The following is an 18,764-nucleotide window of genomic DNA, read 5'->3' as shown; positions in this document are numbered from 1 at the left end:
TGACGATGGAAGACCCTCTCCGTCTGCTGCGCCGCCTGCGGCTCGGCAGGGAGGAGTACTGCCAGCGCCTCATGACCATGCTGATCCTCGACGGCCCCTATCCGGCGTGGAACAGCCGGAACAGGCCGTCGTCCCGTGGCGTCCGGTTCCTGCGGTCACTCGACGTGTTGTCGTTCGGCGGGGGCGGCGATCGGCACGGGCCGCCGCTGTTCGTGGACGAGTTCGAGTTACCCCCGCGCCACCATGACGAGCAGGGCGGGGCGCCCGACTACGCGGTGCTGTGGAGCGAGCGGCTCTGGATGATCGAGCTGAAGACGGAGCGTTCGAGCCACCGGCGGGACCAGCTCTCCGGTTACCGCACACTCGCCGCCCACCACCACCCGGACCTCGCGGTGGACCTCACGTACCTGGCGCCGGCGCCCCTCGCGCTCACCGCGCCGCCCGCCTCGGACGGCACGCGGTTCGCGCACGTCACCTGGCCCCAGGTCCTCCCGCTGCTCCAGGAGACGTGGGGCGGCGCGGACGACGAGGCACGGCACGTGCTCGCCGCCCTGCTGGCGGCGCTGGAGAGCCGTGGACCACCCGGCGGCCGACCTCGACGAGCTCCACCGGCTGCGCCTGACCCTGCGGCGGGCCATCTGCGACGGTCCGGCCCCGCTCAGGCACGTACGTCCCTGGTTGTGGCGCGCGGCGACCAGCGGCGGTGTCGCCCTCACGGACGCCGGTCGCGAAACGGGCTTCGAACTGCGCCTCTCCCGCTACCGCGACCCGGGATGCTGACTCCCGGATCACACAGGTGCACGCCCCTGTGTCAGGAGCACGATCTGCACATTCGGCCCCGAGGGTTCTGCACACGGCCGTGCGAGCATCCCGCGCATGGCCAGATACGTGATGATCGTCGTGTTGGCGCTGCTGGTGGCGGGTTGCGGCACGGCGGCCAAGACCGCTCCCGAGGTCGCCGGGTACGTCGGGGCGTACCTGCGGGAGCACCCGGACGTCGAGCGGGTGGCGACGAAGGGCGTCCGGACCGCCACGGTGATCGTCAAAGGTCAGGACCGGGACATCCGCGCCGACCTCGGCGAGGGTCTGGGCGGGCGGCTCGTCCGTACGGGCGACGCCGCGTACATGCGGATGGCGGGAGAGAGCCCGCGCCCGGCAAGCCCTGGGAGAAGATCACCGCGGAGCACGAGCCGTACAACCTGTTCGTCCTCGGCATGGTGACGGGCGAGGCCATGAAGCTGGTCGACAGCCACCGGGTGCACGGGATGCTCGCCGCCCGGGGGCAGGTGAGCGGCCCGGTCTCCGAGGGCGGGCTCGGCCGCTACACGGTCGCGGTGGACGTGCGGGCGGCATTCGACGGGCTGGACCTCGCCGCGTTCCTGGACGTGTACGACCCGCTGCCGGCCATGCAGGACATCGAGGACGAGTACGAGCGGGTACGGGCCGGCGATCCGGCGGCGCAGGCGCGGCTGCGCGGCAGGCTGATCGAGGAGTTCGGGGAGCGGGCGACGTACGAGCTGTGGATCGACGGCGAGGGGCGGCCGGTGCGGGAGCGGCTCACCGCCGTGACGCCTGTGGAGGTCGTGTTCTCCCATTGGGACGCCACGGCGGTGAGCGCTCCACCGGCCGATCAGGTCATGGTCAGGTGAGGTGGATGTAGTCGAGTTCGGCGTACCCGGTGCCGCCGGTGAAGTACGGGGAGCCCTTGGCCAGGCGGATCACGTTGTAGCCGGCCTTGAGAGTGACCGTGGTGCTGACGGTGGCGCCGAACTGGCCCCAGCCGGCGGTCGGCGGGTAGCTGACCGTGGTCCAGGGGCCGCCGTTGTAGGCGAGGCCCTGGGTGGCGGTGGCGCCGGTGCCGTTGGCGTAGCCGATCGTCATCGTGTACGCCCGCGCCGCCGGCACGTTGACGACGAAGTCGACGTAGCTGTCGGTGCGGGGCGTGCCGGAGTTGTCGATGCGGCCCACGTAGCCGCCGGCGGACGCGCTGGGGGCGGTCAGCCTCTGGGCGCGGAACACCGAGGCGTTCTCGGCCTCGTAGCGCTGCTGGTAGGCGGGCACGCCGGAGGCGGGTTCGACGACGAGCTGGTACGCGTTGCCGGCGACCATGCCGGGCACCGAGACGCTGAGCTGGCCGCCGCTGACCGTGCGGGTCGTGGTGGACAGCGGGGTGGGGGCGGCGACGGCGGTGAAGCGGCCGCTCGCGGGGGTGGACAGGAGCGTGACGCGGACGCTGGAGCCGAGCGCGCCGAGGCCGGTCAGGTTGACGGTGTTGGTGCCGGCCTCGTTGCCGAGGACCACGTTGACGATCTTGCGGGTGGGGTCGTAGGCCGCGAAGCCGTCCAGGCCGGTGGTCGTGGTGGAGGTGGTGGTGACCATGTTCCCGGCCATGTCGCCGTACCACTTGTACAGCCACCAGGTGCCGGTCGGCTGGGTGTTGTTCACGACCAGGCCGTTCATGGTGCCGTACTCGTACCAGAAGGCGCGGTGGGCGGACTCGACGCCGCCGCGTTCGAGCTTGGCGACGTAGCTGGCGATCGACCCCGGTACGTCCACCTCGCCGGTGGTGGCGTACTCGTTGACGGAGATGCGGCGCGGGCTGATGCCGAGCGAGGACTCCAGGTTGCGGTAGTCGGCGATGTCGGCGGCGATCCTGGAAGGGCCGCTCAGCTCGTGCCAGCAGATGATGTCGGGCAGCGTCCCGGTGTCCCTGGCGTGGGTCAGGAACGACTGCATCCAGGAGCGGCTGTAGACGGCGGTGCTCGGGCCGACGATCGGCGTCTGTGCGTCGAGGGACCGGACCGCCCGGTACGTTCGGGTCCATCCGTCGTTGAAGGAGCCCGCGGCGGCGGTGTTCCAGGTCCAGTCAGGCTCGTTCCAGAGCTCCCAGCCGATCACGTTGGTGACCGTCGTGGCCGACAGGCGGGCGTTGACCATGGTGGTGACCTTGGCCAGCCAGTCGTCCCAGCTCACCCACCTGTAGGGGAAGTCGGGGTAGATGTCGGGCATGCGGATGAACTCGCCCGCTCCGGCGCGCGTGGCCTGCGGGGCGACCAGGAGCGCGTCGCCGCCGGGCGGCTGGCCGTTCGGCTTCTGGCCGACGCCGGGGGCGGGCTGGGTCAGCGAGTTCACCCTGAGCGGTAACAGGGTGGAGTCGGCCGGGCGGGAGTTCTCGGCAAGCCCGTACAGGCCGCCGGCGGCGACGTGGGTGACCGGCCGGAACGGGCGGCCGACGTCGACGGTGAGCGTCGCGCCGGCCGCGGCGGCCGGGGGTGAGACGGCCGCCAGGGTCGCGGCGGCCACCGCGACGGCGAGGGCGACAGCCCTGGTTCTGTGCATCGTTCTGCCTCCTTGTGCTGGTGATGCGAGAGGTGGGCAGGACCGGCCCCCGATGCCGTTCGGCCCTTGCCGTGCCCGGCGTCCCGGGGCGGGACGCCGGCCGAGTCATGAGGACGCGGGCAGCCAGACGCGCATGCCGGACGGGCCGCGCCGCGCCCACGAGTGGTACGGCCGCAGCGGCACGTCGAACCCCTCGCCGCCCGAGCCGTCCGGGCCGGTTTCGGCGTCGGGGATGAGCCACGCGGCGTGCGGGCGGGTGGCGGTGTAGGGCCAGCCGGCGTCGGGCCTCGCCGGGGAGCGGCCGGTGACGCGGCCGCCGCGCGGGTCGGGCAGCGGGCCGCCGCGCGTGTCGATCACCAGGGCGTCGAGCAGGGCGGGGTCGGGGAGGTCGTGGGACTCGACGCACAGCACCTCGGGACCGCGCTCGACCGCGACGCACCCGCGTACGGCGTCGACCCGCGGGTCGGGCCAGGTGAACCGGGGACGCATGGGCAGGTCGAGCGTGACGACGTCCCCGGCGCGGAACGCCCGCCGCACGCTCGCCGTGCCCGGGGCGGCCGGGCGGGCGCGGCCGTCGTCGGTGAGCGTGGCGCCCTCGGCCCAGGCGGGGACACGCAGCGACAGCGTCCAGGGCGCGGCGGCGTCCTCGGTGATACGGACGCGGATCGTGCCGTCGGCCGGGTACCGGGTCTCGACCTCGGCGGCCACCCGCCTGCCGTCCGGCAGGTCCGCGGCGATGACGCAGGGGGCGTACTGGTGGATCTGGAGTCCGTCGTCGTCGGTCGTGGCGAGGTAGCCGTCCAGGGCGGCGAGGGTCCGCGCGACGTTCGTCGGGCAGCAGGAGACGTCGAACCAGGCGGCGCGCACGCCCGACTCGGCGCGCGGGCTGACCTCGCCGTCGTCGGCGGGGCGGCCGGGGGTGCGCTGGTGGAGGGGGTTGGCGTAGAAGAACGCCCGGCCGTCGTCGGCCGGGGACGCGGCGACGACGTTGTAGAGCGTGCGCTCGATCAGGTCCGTGTACCGCACGTCGCCGGTGGCAAGGTGCAGCCGCCAGGACACCATGATCGAGGCGACCCCGGCGCAGGTCTCGCAGTAGGCCCGGTCCGGCGGCAGCTCCCAGTCCTCGCCGAAGCCCTCGTCCTGGTGGCGCGAGCCCATACCGCCGGTGATGTACGTGCGGCGCGCGACCGAGCGGTCCCACTGCCGCCGCACCGCGTCCAGCAGCTCGTCGTCGCCGTGCTCGACCGCGACGTCCACGGCCGCGGCGCTGAGGTAGAGCACCCGTACGGCGTGGCCGCGCCACACGTCGGCCTTCCGGATCGGGACGTCGTCCTGGAAGTAGGCGCGGCCGAGCGGGATGTCGCCGAGCCTGCCGTGACCGCGCCGGTCGAGGAACAGGCGGGCCTGCTCGACGTAGCGTTCCTCGCCGAGCGCGCGGCCGAACTCGGCGAGGCCGACCTCGATCTCCGGGTGACCGCACAGGCCGTCCCTGCCGCCGGGGCCGAACGCGCGGCAGACGTGGTCGGCGGCGCGGCGGGCCAGGCGTACGAGCTCGTCCTCGCCGCGCGTGCGCAGGCGGGCGACGGCGGCCTGGAGCAGGTGGCCGGTGTTGTAGAGCTCGTGGCCGTGTTCGAGGTCGCTGTAGCGCGGCGGCTGGTCGCCGTGGCCGAAGCAGGTGTTGAGGTAGCCGTCCGGGTCCTGGGCGCGGCCGATGCGCGCGGTGAGCCGCTTGAGCGCGCTCTCGGCCCCCTCGTCGCCCGTGCGGAAGCTCTCCCAGGCCAGGGCCTCCATGAGCTTGTAGACCTCGGAGTCGGAGAACGGCCAGCCGGGCCGGTCGGGGGCGGTCGTGCCGTCGGCGACGCGGTCGAAGTTTGCCAGCCAGCCAAGGCGTTCCATCCAGGTCTCGCAGTGGGCCAGGGTCGCCGCGGCGTTCACGGCCTGGCGTCCGCCCCAGAACCCGCCCGTGACGGAGACCTGCGCGAGCCCGAGGGGGCGTACCGGCCCCCGGGACGGGAGCACGGGCACGGGGTGGGCGGCCGTCGGGCCAGGTGTCATGTCGTGTGCCTTTCGCAAGATGACGCTCAGTCCTTCACCGCGCCCGCGGTGACCCCGGCGGCGATGTAGCGCTGCGCGAGGACCAGGAGGAACGCGGCGGGGACGGACGCGATCACGGCGGTCGCCATGATCGAGTTCCATTGGGTGGTGTTGTTGCCGATGTAGCGGAAGATGCCGAGCGTGATCGGGATCGTGTCGCTGTTGCGGTTGAGGGTGGAGGCGAAGATGAAGTCCGACCACGCCCACAGGAACGAGAAGAGCGACACGGTGATCACGGAGTTCCTGCTGAGCGGCAGGATGATGGAGCGGAACGTGCGCCAGGTGCCGGCCCCGTCGATCTCGGCCGCCGACATGAGCTCCTTGGGAATGCCCGCCATGAACGCGCGGAACAGCAGCACCGCGAACGGCACGGCCAGCGTCGAGTCCGCGACGACCAGCCCCGCGACGGTGTTGAGCAGGCCGAGCCTGATGTAGATCGCGTAGAAGCCCATGGCCATCACGACCGCGGGGATCATCTGGGCGACCAGCAGCAGGAAGTCGATGGCGCGGGCGCCGAGCGGGCGCAGCTTGGCCAGCGCGTACCCGGCGGGCAACGCCACGACCAGGGTGAGCGCGACGGTTGCGAGGCCGATGAACAGGCTGGTCGCGAGCGCGGGCAGCTGCTGGCCGAACGCAGCGGCGTACCCCTCGAACGTCGGGTCCCAGGGGAACCAGTGGGGCGGGTCGGCGCGCATGTCGCCGGTCCTGGTGAGCGAGACGTTGACCATCCAGTAGACCGGGAAGAGCATCACGCCCGCCAGGACGACGCCGACGACGGTCTTCCACGCTCTCATGCGGTCTCCTTCCGCAGGCGCACGTGCAGCAGCCCGGCGGCGAACGCGATGAGGATGAGCAGGTTGCCGACCGCCGCCGCAGGGGAGAAGTCGGGCTGCCCGGTGCCGAACGCCTCCCGGTAGGACCAGATGGCGAGCGTCGTGGAGGCGTCGGCCGGCCCGCCCCTCGTCATGATCCAGATGATGTCGACGACCTTCAGCGTGTAGATCAGGCCGAGCAGCAGCGTGATCGCCGACACCGGCCGCAGCAGCGGGAACGTGATGCGGCGGAAGCGCTGCCAGGCGTTGGCGCCGTCCAGGCCGGCGGCCTCGTACAGCTCGGGCGGGATGTTCTGCAGGCCGGCATACAGGATGACCAGGTTGAACGGGACGCCCAGCCAGATGTTGGCGACCGTGACCGCGAGCAGCGCGGTGTCGGGCGAGGTCAGCCAGTTGATCTGGCCGATCCCGAACGCGCCGAGGAAGGCGTTGACGATGCCGTTGTCGCTGTTCAGCATCCACGACCAGGTGGAGGCCGACACGATCAGCGGCAGCAGCCACGGCACGAGGAACATCGCCCGCAGCACCGCGCTCAGCCGGAAGCTCCGGTGGAAGAAGACCGCGAGCGCGAGGCCGATCGCGTACTGGAAGGCGATGGACACCAGCGTGAACAGCGCGGTGGAGCCGAGGGCCGTCAGGAAGGCGTCGTCGGAGACGATGTCCAGGTAGTTCTTGAGCCCGGTGAACTCCGCGTCGCCCCGCACGAACGCGCGCGGCGTGTAGTCGTGCACGCTGAGCTCGACGTTGCGGTAGAGTGGGTAGGCGTAGAAGAGGGCCAGGTAGACGAGCAGGGGCGTAAGGAAGGCGAGGGCCGTCCAGCGCCGGGCCGGGCTCGGGCGGGAGCGCCGGCGCCCGGCGGCGGAGCGGGCCGCCACCGGGCGGCGGGCCGTGACGACCGCGCCGTTACGAGGTGAGCTCATGAGCGGTCCGGTTCAGCCGCGGACGGCCTGCTCGGCCTTGGCCTGCGCTTCCTTCAGCGCGTCGGCGGGCGAGGCGGAGCCGCTCAGCGCCTTCTGCACCCCGGTCCACATGGCCTCGGAGATCTTCGGGTACGCGGTGCCGAGGTTGTCGCTGGTGCGTCCCTTGGCCGACCGGACGGCCTCGACCCACGGCTTCAGGGCCGGCTCCTTGGCCAGGATCGCCTGCTGGCCCTCGGCTGTGGAGGGGATGTAGTACGCGAAGGTCGTACCCGTTTCGACCAGGCCCTCGGGGGTGGTCATGCATTCGAGGATCTTCTTGGTGGCCGCGTACCGCTTGGTGTCCTTCTGGACGGGGACCGTGATGAACTCGCCGCCGGTCGGTGTCGGGGCGGCGCCGCCGTCCTTGGCCGGGATCTGCACGACGCCCGTCGGGAAGCCCGCCTTCGCGGCGCTGTTCACCTGCCAGGTGCCGTTCTCGGCGAAGCCGAACTCGCCGGTCAGGAACTCCTCCCAGGTGGTGTTCTGGGAGTTGCTGAGCACCGAGTTGGGCGCGATGCCGTCCTTGACCCAGGAGTTCCACAGCTCCAGCGCCTGCACGGCCTGCGCCGAGTCGAGCCGGGTGAGCTGCCCGCCCGCGCCCCAGAACCAGGGCAGGAACTGGAACGATCCCTCCTCGGTGCCGATGGCGGCGAACGTGATCGGCTTCTTGCCTGCGGCCTTGACCTTCTTCAGTGCCGCGTTCAGCGAGGCCCAGTCCTTGATCGAGGCGGGGTCGACCCCAGCCTTGTCCAGGATGTCCTTGTTGTAGTAGAGCGCGAGGGTGTTGGCGCCGATGGGGACGCCGTACGTCTTGCCGTCGAGCTCGCCAGCGGCGATGAGGTTCTTGTCGAACCGGTTCACATGGAGGCCGAAGTCGGCCATCGTGGTCAGGATGCCGGCGTCGGCGAGGGTCGAGACGGCGGGGTTGTCCAGCAGGATGACGTCGGGCGCGTTGCCCTCCTGCCCGGCCAGCAGGGCCTGGTTGGTCAGAGCGGTGGTGTCGTAGGCGGTGCGCTTGACGATGACGCCGGCCTCTTTGGCGCAGGCGTCCACGCGCTTAGCCCAGGCGGAGGCGGCGTCGTGCTGGGGGTAGGGGTCCCACCAGGTGTACGCGCCGCCGGCGGCGGTCGTGCCGCCGCCGGGCGGCGTGGAGGCGCAGGCGGCGAGGGCGGACAGGGTCAGAACGGCGGTTCCGAGGAACACCGCCCGCGTGGGAAGCGATGAACGGGTCATTCCGAGATCTCCATTGTTAGCGCTCACATCGAGCGGCGTCGAACGGGTGCTGGGCTGGGGCACGGCCTCAGGGAGCGGCCGGGCGCGGGGGTGCGGTGCTCGCGAGCGAGACCAGTTCGGGCGAGATGAAGCGCACGACGAACGGCTCGCGCCGGGCCGCGGAGGACTCCACCCGGCGGACGAGCTGGCGCACCGCCATCGAGCCGAGGCGGTCGGGCGCGCTCTCGATGAAGGAGTAGGGCAGGGAGAAGGTCGCGGCGAACTCGGCGGAGTAGCGCCCGATGACGGACAGGTCCTCCGGCACCCGCAGGCCGCGCTGGTGGGTGACCGACGGCAGCGCCGCTGCCACCGCCTCGTTGTTGATCAGCAGGCCGGTCGCCGCCGGGTGGGCGTCGAGCAGGTTGTTGAGCAGCCGTCCGACAGCCGGCTGCCGGGACTCGCCATAGACGGCGTGCAGGGTGACGCCGAGCAGGCGGGCCCGTTCGAGCGCTGCGTCGCGCAGCCGCCAAACGTACGCGCCTCCGCGCTCGACCACGTGCTCCGGCTGCGATACCAGGATGAGCTCGCGGTGGCCGAGCCGGTGGAGGTGGTCCACCATGACCCGGCCTGCCTCCTCGAAGTCGAGGTCGAACACGTCGAGGCCGGAGCAGTCGCCGGGCAGGCCGACGAGCGCACCCGGCTGGGGGGCGGCCCGCAGGATGGGCAGGCGCGCGTCCTCCTGCGCGATGTTCATCAGGACGACGCCGTCGACCATGCGCGAGTCGGTGATCCTGCGCAGCGCCCGCGCACCGTCGGCCTCGGTGACGAGGAGGGTGTCGTAGCCCTGGTCGCGGGCGGTGTCGGTGACGCCCAGGATGTACTGCATCATGGCCGGCGCGAACTCGTCCTCGTGGAACTGCGCGAGCAGGCCGAGCACCTTGGTCTGGGAGGTGGCCAGGGCGCGGGCGCCGGCGTTCGGTGTGTAGGCGAGAGCCTCGGCCGCCGCGAGGACGCGCTGCCGGACCTCGTCGGAGATGGGCCGCTTGCCGGACAGGGCGTAGGACGCCGTGCTGCGGCTCACCCCGGCCTCCCGGGCCACGTCGCCGATCGTCGCCATGCTGCGTCCTCTCGCCTTTGCCGAACCGGCTCCGGTCTCGTCGGGCCGACCACTCGCTTGTCGAACCGGTTCGACGATGAGGTGGCGGCTCCCTCTCTTCGTCTCGCTGTCTCGCCGTCCGTACCGAGGTGAAAGTGGTGGTGGAGAAGCAGGCGACCGTGGCGGTAATCCGCTCGTACCGCCGCATTCGGCGAACCGGTTCAACGATGTGGCACGACTTTGGCTCACCGCTCGCCCGCCGTCAAGTGCTCGCCATCCGGGCGATACCGGATCGTAACCACGATCGGCTGTGAGGCGGACCAGCCCGCTAGGCCGACAGGTATTTGTCGTTCCGTCCGAGCCCCATCGGCTGGTAGACCTTGGTCGCCAGGACGATCCGGTCCCGGCGGCCGCCCTGGGAGAGCCAGCGGCCGATGATCTCCTCGGAGAGGCCGTACCCCTGGTCCATGTCCGGCCTCTGGGGGCCGCCGTAGACGTCGGCGGTGTCGAAGAAGTTGATGCCCGCCTCCACCGCGGCGTCCATGATCTGGAAGGCGGTGGGTTCGTCGGTCGCGTCGCCGAAGTTCATCGTGCCCAGGGCGAGCCGGCTGACGCGCAGCCCGCTGCGGCCCAGGTGCTCGTAGTCCATGTCGATCCTCTTCAGGGTGCTTGGCGGGTGGCGGCCGGCGTCGCGGTGTAGTCGGCGTCGGTGACGTGCTCCAGCCAGGCGGTGTCGTCGCCTTCCCACAGGGCCAGGTGGGTCATGAAGTGGCCGGGGGCGGCGCCGTGCCAGTGCTCCTCGCCCGGCGGGGTCCAGATGACGTCGCCCGGATGGGCCTCGATCAGCCGGCCGCCGCGGGACTGGATCAGCGCGACGCCTTCGACGATGAACAGCGTCTGGCCGAGGCCGTGGGAGTGCCAGGCGGTTCGGGCGCCGGGCGCGAACCTGACCATGTTCGCGCGGGATCGGGACGGGTCCTCACCGCGGTGGATGACGTCGAACCAGACGTCCCCGGTGAACCATTCGGCTGGTCCCTTGGTGGTCGGTGGCTGCTTCAGCAGTTCCATGGTCGTTCCTTCTCGTGGTCGGTGATCTCTTGCGAAGGGATGGGGGCCGTCAGGGGCGCAGCAGGGTCTTGACGGCGCGGCGTTCATCCATCGCCCGGTAGCCGTCGGCGGCGTCCTCCAGCGGGAGTTCGAGGTCGAAGACCTTGCCGGGGTCGATCGCGCGGTTCCAGATCAGGCCGATGAGCTCGGGCAGGAAGCGGCGTACCGGGGCCGGGCCGCCGTGCAGGTGCACGCCGGAGAAGAACAGCTCCTCGCCTGGCAGCTCGACGTCGTGGGAGACGCCGACGTAGCCGACGTGGCCGCCGGGCCGGGTGGAGCGGATGGCCTGCATCATCGACTCCTGGGTGCCGACGGCCTCGATGACCGAGTGCGCGCCGAGCCCGCCGGTCAGCTCCTTGAGCCGGGTGACGCCCTGGTCGCCGCGTTCGGTGACGATGTCGGTGGCGCCGTACTCGACGGCGAGCTTCTGCCGGTCGGCGTGGCGGCTGAAGACGACGATGCGCTCGGCGCCGAGCCGCCCGGCGGCCAGGACGCCGAGCAGCCCCACCGCGCCGTCGCCCACGACGGCGACCGTCTTGCCAGGGCCGGCCTCGGCGGCGACCGCGGCGAACCAGCCGGTGCCCAGCACGTCGGAGGCGGCCAGCAGGCTCGGGACGAGGTCGGCGTCCGGCATGGCGGGGGTGGCGACCAGGGTGCCGTCGGCCAGCGGGATGCGGGCGTACTGGGCCTGGGTGCCGATCGCGCCGATCGGTTCGGCGTGCACGCAGCGGGACTGGTAGCCGGCCCGGCAGATCTCGCAGGTGTTGTCGGAGGCGAAGAACGACCCGACCACGAAGTCCCCGACCTTGATCGTTTCGACCTGGTCGCCGGTCTGCTCGACGACGCCGACGTACTCGTGTCCCATCGGCACCGGCTCGTCTGACTTGTCCACGCCCCGGTAGGGCCACAGGTCAGAGCCGCAGACGCACGTCGCGGTGATGCGGATGACCGCGTCGGTGGGCTGGACGATCCGCGGGTCGGGACGGTCCTCGACGCGCACGTCGCGCGGTCCGTGCAGAACTGCTCCACGCATGAGTGGTGTCTCCTTCGAGTGTTGGGTGACGGCGGCGGATCAGCGGACTCCGTCGAGCGTCGAAGGCCCGACGCCCAAGGTGCTTCGCCGGCCGGTGGCCAGATGTCGCGGCCGAACCGGCGCCGGCAGCGTCCCGCACGGTTCCCCAGCAGAGGAGGCATTTCCCCCGATAGGTGAGGCATGAACAGGCGAGAGGAACTCTTTCCCGGCATTTAGCCCGGCGTCCGCACGACGTGCTCACCGCGTCGGCGCGGCGGCGAGCTCGGGTTCGGCGGCCGGGGACGGCCGCGCCGTCCGGGCGCGATGCCGGGGGCTGAGAGCGGCGCAGGCCGCCAGCGCGAGCGCGATCGAGACGACGGTGACGATCCCGAGCGGCAGCATGCCGTCCGCCCCGGCCAGGCCGACGAAGGGAGCGGCGACACCGCCGAAGGCGAAGCGGGCCATGCCAAGGAGCGAGGAGGCGGTGCCCGCCATATGCGGGTATCCGGCCAGGGCCAGCGTGGTGGCGGGCGGGGTGGTGGCGGCCACGCCGCTGACCATGATCAGCAGCGAGACGATCACCACGGCCAGCGGCAGCGTCCACAGCCCGGCGGCCAGCAGGCCGAGCGTGCCGAGCGCGCACATGGCCAGGCCCACGGCCAAGGTGCCGCGCACGCTCCACCGCTCGCTGCTACGCCCGGCCAGGTAACCGAAGACCATGAACCCGGCCGAGTTCAGCCCGAAGGCGAGCGCGTACTGCTGCGGCGACAGGCCGTAGACGCCCTGCAGGACGTAGGTGGCCCCGGCCAGGTAGGCGAACAGGGCGGCGTTGACGAACCCCTGCAGCAGCACCGCGCCGGTGAAGACGCGGTCGGCCAGCAGGGTGCGGAAGTCGCGGCCGGTTCGGGCGAACCCACCCGTCGTACGGCTCGTCTGGGGCAGCGTCTCGCGGTAGCCGAAGGCGATGAGCACCAGGATGAGCGCGCCGATCACCGCCAGGAACGTGAACAGTCCGCGCCAGTCGGTGACCCGGGCCAGCTGGCCGCCCACCAGCGGTCCCACGATGGCGGCCAGGCCGCCGAGCACGGTCATGCGGCCGTAGTAGCGGATGAGCTTCCCTCCGGAGTAGAGGTCACGTCCCGCCGCCTGCGCGATCACGATGCCCGCGCCCCCGGCGAGCCCCTGGACCAGCCGGGCGGCGACGAGCGTCTCGATGCTCGGGCTGAGCGCGCACAGCAGCGAGGTCGCGACGTAGGCGGCCACGCCGACGTACAGAGGCCGGGCGCGGCCGAACCGGTCCGACAGCGGCCCTGCGACGAGCTGCCCCAACGCCAGCCCGATGAGGCAAGCGGTGACGGTCAGTTGCGCCATCGACGTCGCCGCGTTCAGCTCGTCCGTCAACGCGGGCAGAACCGGCAGGTACAGATCCATCGAGATGGGACCGAACACGGTCAACAGGAGCAACAGCGTGGGCAACAGCCGGGAGACCGGCTGCGACGTGGATGGAGATTGATTGAGCACTACTCCAGTCAAAGGGCCCCGGCGGCAGGGCGGGAGTCTCTGTCAAGGGGTGTACCGACAGGGCATCCCAGACCTTCCAGACCGCCTCTACGCTGGGATTATGGATAACCGCCGCGAAGTCCGCGAGTTTCTCACCTCGCGCCGGGCCAAGGTCACGCCAGAGCAGGCCGGCATCCCGGGCGGCGCCAACCGGCGGGTGCCCGGCTTGCGCCGCACCGAGGTCGCCATTCTCGCCGGGGTCAGCGTCGAGTATTACGCCAAGCTCGAACGCGGCCAGATCGCCGGCGCGTCAGCGTCCGTCCTGGAGGCGATCGCCCGGGCGCTGCACCTGGACGACACCGAGCGCGCCCACCTGTTCGACCTGGCCCGCGCCGCCGACGGCATCCCCGCCTCCGGCCGCCCGCGCCGCCGCGCCACCCGCCAGAGCGCCTCCCGCCCCAGCCTGCACTGGGCGCTGGAGGCCATCACCGACGGCATCGCGTTCGTCCGCAACCCCCGCCAGGACCTGCTGGCCGCCAACGCGCTCGGCCGCCGCTTCTACGCGCCCGTCATCGGCGACGGCGGACGCACTCCCAACCTGGCCCGCTTCCAGTTCCTCGACTCGTCCTCCCGCGACTTCTACCCCGACTGGGACCTGTTCGCCGAGATGTGCGTCGCGATCATGCGGGCGGAAGCCGGCCGCGACCCGCACGACCGCGCCCTGCAGGACCTGGTCGGCGAGCTTTCCACTCGCAGCGACACGTTCCGCACGCTCTGGGCCGCACACGACGTCCGCACCCACGGAACGGGCACGAAGCGGTTCAACCACCCCGAGGTGGGCGAACTCGTCCTCGCCTACGAGGAACTCGCCATCACCGCCGAACCCGGACTCGTGCTCATCATCTACACCGCCGAACCCGGCTCCCCCTCCGCCGAACGCCTGCGCCTGCTCGCATCCCTGGCCGCCGAGCAGCCGACGAACGCCGGCGACGACGTCGCCGGCGCCCATCCGGGATCGCGCTGAACCCCCGCCCGCCTGACGATCTCCTCGATGTTCCACCGTGCGCCCTGCCCTGACGTTCGGCCGCCCTCCTCCTTGGGCGGTTCTTCGAATGGGGCCGGGGTGGCAGGCCGACCAGGGGCGAGCCGGCGGGCGGCCCGCCCCTGGTCGGCGGGTCAGCGTTCGGTGAGGCGGATGAAGGTGACGGAGTTGGCGGGGAAGTCGTAGGTGAAGGCGTTGGAGAAGCCGTTCAGGTGGCGTTCAACCGGTTTGATCTTGGTCGGTTCGGTGAGGGAGTTGGCATCGCCCGGAGCGCCGGCCATCGAGGTCACCGTGGCGGACGGGCGAAGGCGGGGACCCTTCAGGGTGACGGTGCTGCGCACGCCGGTCGCCTGAGCGTTGACGACCTTGAGCGTGACGTTGTCGCCGTCTCGCGAGACGACTTGGTAGAGCGGCTCCACGACGGCATTGTCGGTGAACGCGTTGATCTTCTGGCCGTCGAGCCAGGTGGTGATCCTGCGTCCGTTCACCTGGATCTTGATCTGGTAGTCGCGGCCGGTCTCGATGGTGGTCGGGGAGGAGGCGATCTCCGACCTGCCGCCGCCGATGCCCTTCTCGACGGCGGACCGAGTGTTGTTCCAGCCGCCGAGGTTCCACCAGTAATAGGTGTCGCCCACGCCGAACATGACCAGGAATCCCTCGGCGCCGCCGGTCTTGCGGGCCTTGACCTCCATCGTGTAGTTCGACCAGTCAGGTGAGCCGGCGGTGGATCGGGCGTCGGTGACGTCGGCGGTCTGGACGTAGGCGCCGTCCTGCACGGCCCATGCTCCCTGGCCTGGAGTCCACTTCTCGCCCTCGCCGGAGAAGTCGTCCGAGAACAGTGTCGTGCCGTCGGCGGCGGTGACCTTGACGTCGTCGTAGCGGACCTGGGTGCTCCACGAGCCGAGCCCGATGCCGCCCGTGATGTCGGCCGGGGGCCTGGTCGCGCTCTCGAACGTGCTGGGCTGGATCCGGTCGCCGAGGTTCGTGGAGAACAACTTCTGCACGTAGTAGTTCGCCGATCCGAAGACCTGGTCGTTGTCGTACCAGATGAGGTCGGGGAACCAGTTCACGTAGTCCACGTTGGCCAGCAGCGGCGCGTACGACGCCAGCTCCACCACGTCGGAGTTGCGCTCCAACCCGGTCATGTACGACGCCTCCGCCAGGGCGTTGCCGAACGTGTTGCCCTGCGAGGCGTACTCGCCGGCGAACACCTTCGGCCCGTTGCGGTCGTAGGAGTCGTAGCGGTGGTTGTTGGTCAGGAACCAGCCGGGGCTGCTGTAGTAGTGCTCGTCGACCAGGTCGGCCTTCTGGTCGCGGGCGAATTGCCACATTTTGTCGAACCAGGCGCCCTGTGGGGCTTGCCCCGAGTTGCTGATGATCTTAATGGCGGGGTACTTGGCCCTGACCGCGTCGGCGAACTTGGGATAGTTCGTGAAGAACTCGGAGTAGATCTCCTCGTTCCCGAGGCCGATGTAGTCCAGGCCGAACGGCTTCGGGTGCCCGAGCGCGGCCCGCTTGGCGCCCCACTCGGAGGTGACCGGGCCGTTGGCGAACTCGATCAGGTCGAGCGTGTCCTGGACCCACCGGGCCAGCTTGGCCTCGTCGGTCAGCGGCTGGTTCACGTTGCAGCCGTTGACGCCCACCGACAGCACGGGCAGCGGCTCGGCGCCGATGTCCTCGGCGAACTGGAAGTACTCGTAGTAGCCGATGCCGTACGACTGGTTGTAGCCCCAGAAGTTGAAGTTCGTCGGCCGCTCCTCGACCGGGCCGATCGTCTCCTTCCACTGGTAGATGCGCCGCCGGTCCTGCTTGTCGGAGTAGGGGGCGTAGGTGCCGACGTTGGTCACGCAGCCGCCGGGGAAACGCAGGAAGCCCGGCTTCAACTCCGCGATGGCCTTGGCCAGGTCGGCGCGCATGCCGTGCCCCTTGAAGGTGTCATGCGGGAACAGCGAGACCATGTCCAGATCGGTGCGCCCGCTCGGCGCCTGGACGATCAGGCGACCGGCGTCGGTCGTCGCCGCCGCGGTGAACCACGCTTCGTACTTGGCCCAGCCACCCGCCTTGACCTGCAGGGCCGCCGTGCCGAGGACCGCGGTGCCGTCCTCGACGGTCACCGTCAGCGTCCCCGCCTCGGTGCGCCTGGCCCAGAACGACAGGTCGTAGCGGGCGCCCCTCTTCAAGGCCAGGCCGCGGTTGAACCCGGCGTTGCTCACCCCGGCCGTGCCGTCTCCCGTGACGTCGAGACGCAGGTAGTTGCGGTTGTTGGCGTTCAGCGGCTGGTCGCCGGTGACCGCGAGGGTGGCGCTCGCGCCGCGTTCCGCCTTGCTCCACGCGGTCAGGCCCGTGTAGGAGGCGTTGTCCTGGTCGTTGAACTCGAACGAGCGGTTCTGGACCAGCTCGGCGTACAGGCCCCCGTCGGCGGCGTGGTTGATGTCCTCGTAGAAGACCCCGTACAGGTTGGGACTGACCTTGGTGCCCTTGGCCTTGGTGTCCACGGTGAGCGCGCCGGACGTGTAGCCCTCGATCGTGAATTTCGTGATCGCCGGGCCGGTGACGAGAGCGCCGTCGCTGACGGAGACGCTCTTGCCGCTGGAGGAGAGCTTGACCTTGCCGCCACCGGCGTCCTTGAGCTGGAAGACCGAGGGGTTCGCGCCCAGCCGCACCTTGTCGCCGGCCTCCAGGTATTTCCCGGACGCGACGTCCTTGAGCGCCAGTCCGCCGTCGCGCGGCTCGGCGGTCATGACAAGGCCGGTCATCGGCGCCCTGTCCGAGGCCCGCACCACGCCCGACTTGCTGACCGACAGGTAGGGCGCGTCGACCGCCTTCAGCGTGAACTGCCCCTGCGGGCTCACCGGCCGTCCCTCGGCGGCCTTGACGGCGAAGTAGTCGAAGTCCGCGCGGATGGGCGTCCCGTTCTGGGCGGACAGGCCGTAGAGGCCGACCTGCTTGATGTCCATCTTCGCGGTGGACCTGCTTGCTTCGATCCACGCCGAGCCGTCCCAGTAGGAGGCGACGAACTCGTCGCCGGTCCTGGACAGCCTGAGGATCTCGCCGGTGGATCCCGGACGGGGCTTGAAGCCGGCGGTGTAGCTCGCGCCGACCTCCGTCCCCGTCTCGATCACGGTGCCGCCGGAGAAGCTGACGTGGGCCAGCCCGGTTCGTACGTAGTTGTCCCAGTCCTGCCAGGCGACCAGGCCCGCGTTCTGGTAGTCCAGCGCGACGGGCGCGCTGAGCTTGGTGATCACCTCGAAGTCGCCGGCCGGAACGTCGACGAGGAAGACGTTCTTGGCGCTGTTGCCGCCCCCGTACGTGTCACCGGGGGAGGTGTCCAGATGGAGCGCGCCCCCTGACAGCGACCAGCGGGAGTCGTCGGGAGACAGGACGCTCCACTCCTGCCCCAGTCTGTCGCCGTCGAACTGGTCGACGGCTGCTCCTTGAGGGATGGGATCCGCTGAGGCGGACGCGGGCGGTGGTGCCGCGAGGAGGGTGGCGACGAGCGTGACCGATAACGCGATGCGTTTCATGGTGAAGGCTCCTAAGGAATGTTAGCGCTAACAAACCGGATCCGTGAATGGCTGTGTCGTGCGGTAGGAAGGGGAGCTTCCTGGTCGAGGGCCGTGCGGGAACCGGATGCATCCTTCGACGAAGAGCGTGGTCTCCGGGGCGTCGACAACCAGAGGTGCGCGCACCAGCGCCGCGACGCCCACGTGGCGTACCGGCCGAGGTGCCTTCAGCGACGGCTGTACAGCCGCCCGCGACGGGCGAAGGCGATCCAGATCCCGGAAGCGATCACCACCGCGACGGCGATGATTCCGATCGTGAACGGAGTGCCGTCCGCGTCCTCGCGGTCGGCCAGAGCCCCGGCGCCCGTCGCGCGCGGCGCGGGCGAAGTCGCCGCCACGGGGGTGGCGGCCAGGTCCGCCGCCTTCACCTTCGTCGTCGCGCGCGCCTTGGCCGGCTTGGTCGCGGTCACCGTGACCTTCCAGGTGCCGCTCGGCAGCGGCTCGGGGGAGGTGTAGAGGTTCTGGCCCTCGGAGGAGGACCGGAGCTGGACGGGGCCGAAGGAGCGGCCGCCGGAGGAGGTCGCCGTCAGTGTCGCCTCGACGACGTCAGTGACGGGATGCCCGTCCTCCTTCCAGGTGACCAGCACGTTGACGTTGTGGCCGCCGTCCCCGGTCACCTCCAGTTTTATCGGTCCGCGATGGGCGGATGCCGCGGGTGCGGTGAGCAGGAGGGCGAGCCCGGCCAGCAGGACGGTCACGGCGTATCGCAGTGCGTTGTTCACGGGGTGTGGTTCCCTTCGGGGGTCGTCGCCGGACGATTCCGGCGCGAGCACGTGCCGGCGTCCGATGAAGGCGGTCCCGGCCGGCCGGGATGAAGACCGCGTCGTGGAGCGGGAGGGGGTGAGTGCCCTCGCCTGGCGAGGGCGCTCACCGTCTGTCGGCGACGTGCCGGAGCGGCGCTTTATGGCGGCGTCCGGAACGCCGGTCTCGCTCGCCGTCAGGCCGGCGTGCCGCCGTGCCGGACGATCAGGGCGTCGGCGTCCCGGAGGAGGACGGCCCGGACCTGC

16 protein-coding genes are annotated in these 18,764 nt (G+C 70.9%); 4 read left to right on the top strand and 12 right to left on the bottom strand.

The features are described from left to right. The first annotated feature begins 573 nt into the window (after positions 1–573). From AB0J71_RS32565 to AB0J71_RS32555, 3 genes are all read left to right on the top strand, one after another. Entirely contained in the window at positions 574–780 is a 207-nt protein-coding gene (locus tag AB0J71_RS32565) for a hypothetical protein (RefSeq protein ID WP_352321229.1), read from the top strand. Between the two features lie 96 nt (positions 781–876). After that, positions 877–1,221, top strand: a complete 345-nt coding sequence (locus AB0J71_RS32560) for a hypothetical protein (protein WP_364417628.1) — start codon at positions 877–879, stop codon at positions 1,219–1,221. Further along, positions 1,215–1,649, top strand: coding sequence for a hypothetical protein (locus AB0J71_RS32555; RefSeq protein WP_364417626.1), 435 nt, complete (start codon positions 1,215–1,217; stop codon positions 1,647–1,649). The genes AB0J71_RS32560 and AB0J71_RS32555 overlap by 7 nt, the downstream gene beginning before the upstream one ends. On the opposite strand, the gene AB0J71_RS32550 is transcribed toward AB0J71_RS32555, so the two are convergent. The 10 genes from AB0J71_RS32550 to AB0J71_RS32505 all read right to left on the bottom strand — a co-directional run bounded on the left by AB0J71_RS32550 (position 1,642) and on the right by AB0J71_RS32505 (position 13,173). After that, entirely contained in the window at positions 1,642–3,339 is a 1,698-nt protein-coding gene (locus AB0J71_RS32550; RefSeq protein ID WP_364417623.1) for a CBM35 domain-containing protein, read from the bottom strand. The genes AB0J71_RS32555 and AB0J71_RS32550 overlap by 8 nt on opposite strands. Positions 3,340–3,444: 105 nt before the next feature. After that, on the bottom strand, positions 3,445–5,394 hold the full coding sequence (locus AB0J71_RS32545) for a beta-L-arabinofuranosidase domain-containing protein (RefSeq protein WP_364417621.1): 1,950 nt from the start codon (positions 5,392–5,394) through the stop codon (positions 3,445–3,447). Between the two features lie 26 nt (positions 5,395–5,420). Then, on the bottom strand, positions 5,421–6,227 hold the full coding sequence (locus AB0J71_RS32540; protein ID WP_352321223.1) for a carbohydrate ABC transporter permease: 807 nt from the start codon (positions 6,225–6,227) through the stop codon (positions 5,421–5,423). Continuing rightward, the gene (locus tag AB0J71_RS32535) at positions 6,224–7,186 is read right to left on the bottom strand and encodes a sugar ABC transporter permease (RefSeq protein ID WP_364417619.1); all 963 of its coding nucleotides are present in this window, start codon (positions 7,184–7,186) and stop codon (positions 6,224–6,226) included. The genes AB0J71_RS32540 and AB0J71_RS32535 overlap by 4 nt, the downstream gene beginning before the upstream one ends. A gap of 12 nt (positions 7,187–7,198) precedes the next feature. After that, positions 7,199–8,458, bottom strand: coding sequence for an extracellular solute-binding protein (locus AB0J71_RS32530; protein WP_364417617.1), 1,260 nt, complete (start codon positions 8,456–8,458; stop codon positions 7,199–7,201). Between the two features lie 67 nt (positions 8,459–8,525). Then, positions 8,526–9,554, bottom strand: a complete 1,029-nt coding sequence (locus AB0J71_RS32525) for a LacI family DNA-binding transcriptional regulator (RefSeq protein WP_352321218.1) — start codon at positions 9,552–9,554, stop codon at positions 8,526–8,528. A 307-nt stretch (positions 9,555–9,861) separates the two neighbouring features. Beyond that, on the bottom strand, positions 9,862–10,182 hold the full coding sequence (locus tag AB0J71_RS32520; RefSeq protein ID WP_352321217.1) for an aldo/keto reductase: 321 nt from the start codon (positions 10,180–10,182) through the stop codon (positions 9,862–9,864). A gap of 11 nt (positions 10,183–10,193) precedes the next feature. Then, entirely contained in the window at positions 10,194–10,601 is a 408-nt protein-coding gene (locus AB0J71_RS32515; protein ID WP_352321216.1) for a cupin domain-containing protein, read from the bottom strand. A gap of 49 nt (positions 10,602–10,650) precedes the next feature. Next, positions 10,651–11,673, bottom strand: a complete 1,023-nt coding sequence (locus AB0J71_RS32510; protein ID WP_352321215.1) for a zinc-dependent alcohol dehydrogenase family protein — start codon at positions 11,671–11,673, stop codon at positions 10,651–10,653. 237 nt (positions 11,674–11,910) lie between these two features. Next, positions 11,911–13,173: a multidrug effflux MFS transporter gene (locus AB0J71_RS32505; RefSeq protein ID WP_364417615.1), complete on the bottom strand. Its 1,263-nt coding sequence runs from the start codon at positions 13,171–13,173 to the stop codon at positions 11,911–11,913. A 100-nt stretch (positions 13,174–13,273) separates the two neighbouring features. Between AB0J71_RS32505 and AB0J71_RS32500 the strand changes: the two genes are divergently transcribed. Further along, complete coding sequence (locus AB0J71_RS32500) at positions 13,274–14,176, top strand: helix-turn-helix transcriptional regulator (RefSeq protein WP_364417612.1); 903 nt, start codon at positions 13,274–13,276, stop codon at positions 14,174–14,176. Between the two features lie 152 nt (positions 14,177–14,328). Here the strand turns inward: AB0J71_RS32500 and AB0J71_RS32495 are convergent, their stop codons facing one another. After that, on the bottom strand, positions 14,329–17,718 hold the full coding sequence (locus AB0J71_RS32495; RefSeq protein ID WP_364417610.1) for an alpha-L-arabinofuranosidase C-terminal domain-containing protein: 3,390 nt from the start codon (positions 17,716–17,718) through the stop codon (positions 14,329–14,331). Between the two features lie 206 nt (positions 17,719–17,924). Further along, positions 17,925–18,479, bottom strand: coding sequence for a hypothetical protein (locus AB0J71_RS32490; RefSeq protein ID WP_364389386.1), 555 nt, complete (start codon positions 18,477–18,479; stop codon positions 17,925–17,927). Positions 18,480–18,764: the final 285 nt, after the last annotated feature.

Source organism: Nonomuraea sp. NPDC049637 (assembly GCF_040675235.1).
Taxonomy (GTDB): domain Bacteria; phylum Actinomycetota; class Actinomycetes; order Streptosporangiales; family Streptosporangiaceae; genus Nonomuraea.
This window is presented reverse-complemented; position numbering and strand designations above follow the sequence as displayed.